Origin of the sequence: Curvibacter gracilis ATCC BAA-807 (assembly GCF_000518645.1) — a bacterium.
GTDB classification, from domain to species: domain Bacteria; phylum Pseudomonadota; class Gammaproteobacteria; order Burkholderiales; family Burkholderiaceae_C; genus Curvibacter; species Curvibacter gracilis.
In genome coordinates this window covers 1-1906 of record NZ_JADZ01000072.1, presented here as the reverse complement: position 1 = coordinate 1906, position 1906 = coordinate 1, and the positions used below count along the sequence as shown (strand labels likewise).

Here is a 1906-nt window from a genome sequence, read left to right as displayed (position 1 = left end):
CCCGCCGTGTCCTGGCTGAATCGAACCGGCGCATTGACGAGGAACGGCGCACCCTTGCACGCCGTCTGCACGACGAGGTGAATCCCCAGCTCCTGCTCACGCGCAACGTACTGAAGCAGCTTGAGCCACTGGTGGCTGGGAATGGGCGGGCCGCCGAGCTGCTGGGTAATGCCTCGGGAATGCTGAATGATGCCTATGCCGAAATGCGCGACATCATCAAGAACACGCGAATCGAGGTGATCGACTCCATCGGCTTCACTGCGGCCTTGGAGTCGCTGGTGGCCCACTACACGAACATTTCCGAAAAGCCGGCCATCACGCTGGAGCACGATCTACCAAAGCGGCCTGCGATGCCAGAGGCATCGGCTATCAGCGCCTACAAGATCATCCGGGAAGCGATTTTCAATGCCATCAAGCACTCCAAAGCTGCCCAGGTGCGCGTCAGCATCCACCACAACAAGGCGCTAGACACCTACAAGGTGGAAATCACCGATGACGGGGTGGGGATGAAAGCCACGGTTCGCAATGGAGAGCACGCCGGCATTGGACTGATCGACATGCGCGAGCGGGTGCGGGTGCTTGGTGGTGCGCTGAAAATACAGGCGGCCGATCCTGCCAACCAGAAGCGGCCGGGAACGAAACTCAGCTTTTCGTTTTCAGGGCAGTTGTCGTAATGCCGTGACGGATCGCCAGCTTGGTGATGTCAGCTTGGCTTTCAACGCCTAGCTTGGCTTTTACGCCCTTCATCAAGTGGCCAATGGTCTTGGTGGACAAGTCCATCGCGGTGGCAATTTCGGTCATGGATGCGCCATCGGCTGCAAGGCTGAAGGCCCGCATTTCGTTCTCATCCAGGAGCCGGTTCGGGTTCCGATCCTTGACGGCCGACCATGCGAGTAGGCGGGCAATCTCGGGGGAAAAGTATTCCTTGCCCTGGGCTACCGTGTTGATCGCCTCGTTGAGCACTTCCGTACTTTCATCCTTGCGCACAAAGGCCAGCACGCCGAGCTTGTAGGAACGCTCGATGATGTATTGGTCGTCAAACTGGCTAAAGACAATGATTTTGGCCGAGGGGTCGCGGGCCAGTAGTTCCTCGCACACGTCCAGCCCGTTCTCACCACAGCCTTTGCTGTCAAAGCGCACGTCGATCACCAGGACATCCGGCTTGACCTCTAAGAAGCGGTCGATCAGCCCATCCAGGCTGTAGGCCACCTCTACTACGTCGATCCCGTAGTCCTTCAATACATCGCGGAAACCGGCTACCAGCAGCCGGTGATCGTCCGCAAGAAATACTTTTATTCCCAAAACGTCACCTATTGGTTTGGGATCGTATTGATCCCGAAGTTCGTTGGCCATGCAGGCAGGCGCTGCCGTGCTTGGCGGATAGCGGCCATGCAGATCGGCGGTGGGTGCAACACCCTCGCCGGCGAGGCAATAACCGAATTTTGACAGAAAAGCCGCATTCGATATACCGCGCCCGGCTGATCTAGCCATGATCCGCACCGTTCGGGGGACGGCATTATACGTGCGAACTAACCTATTGCTTCCGCTGACAGGAAGTTATTTTTCTCCTGCATGGTATCATTTGGCCCCTTGTCGTGGGCATTTCATGCCTTTGGCAAGCTGGATTCGGCGGGTAAAGCGGGGCTGTCGGATGGGTGCCGCAAGACCACATCCCAAGATGACAAACCTAGGCTAGATGCCTTGTCGCTCTAGGTTTTTTCTGTTATCGTGCTTTCATCGTGAAAGCAAGTTGACTGCTACAATATCGCAATGGGAAACGCCTCTATGTACTTCTCTGCACGCGCACTGATCGCGGCGGCATCGCTGATGATGCCGCTCGCTGCTTCTGCAACGTGCTGGGATGAGGCTGGGCGCGGCTACGGGATCGACCCCTTGCTGTTGAAGG

2 protein-coding genes are annotated in these 1906 nt (G+C 57.2%); one reads left to right on the top strand and one right to left on the bottom strand.

The window, feature by feature from the left end:
* On the top strand, positions 1–674 hold a 674-nt coding region (locus tag L880_RS0125540; protein ID WP_027478015.1), incomplete at its 5' end, for a sensor histidine kinase.
* Here the strand turns inward: L880_RS0125540 and L880_RS0125535 are convergent.
* Entirely contained in the window at positions 643–1491 is an 849-nt protein-coding gene (locus L880_RS0125535) for a response regulator transcription factor (protein ID WP_231403503.1), read from the bottom strand. The two genes, L880_RS0125540 and L880_RS0125535, sit on opposite strands and share 32 nt — an antisense overlap.
* Positions 1492–1906: the final 415 nt, after the last annotated feature.

Coding starts and splice junctions, on each gene's coding strand:
- L880_RS0125535 (WP_231403503.1), bottom strand. CDS start 1,491: ATGGCTAGATCAGCCGGGCGCGGTATATCGAATGCGGCTTTTCTGTCA.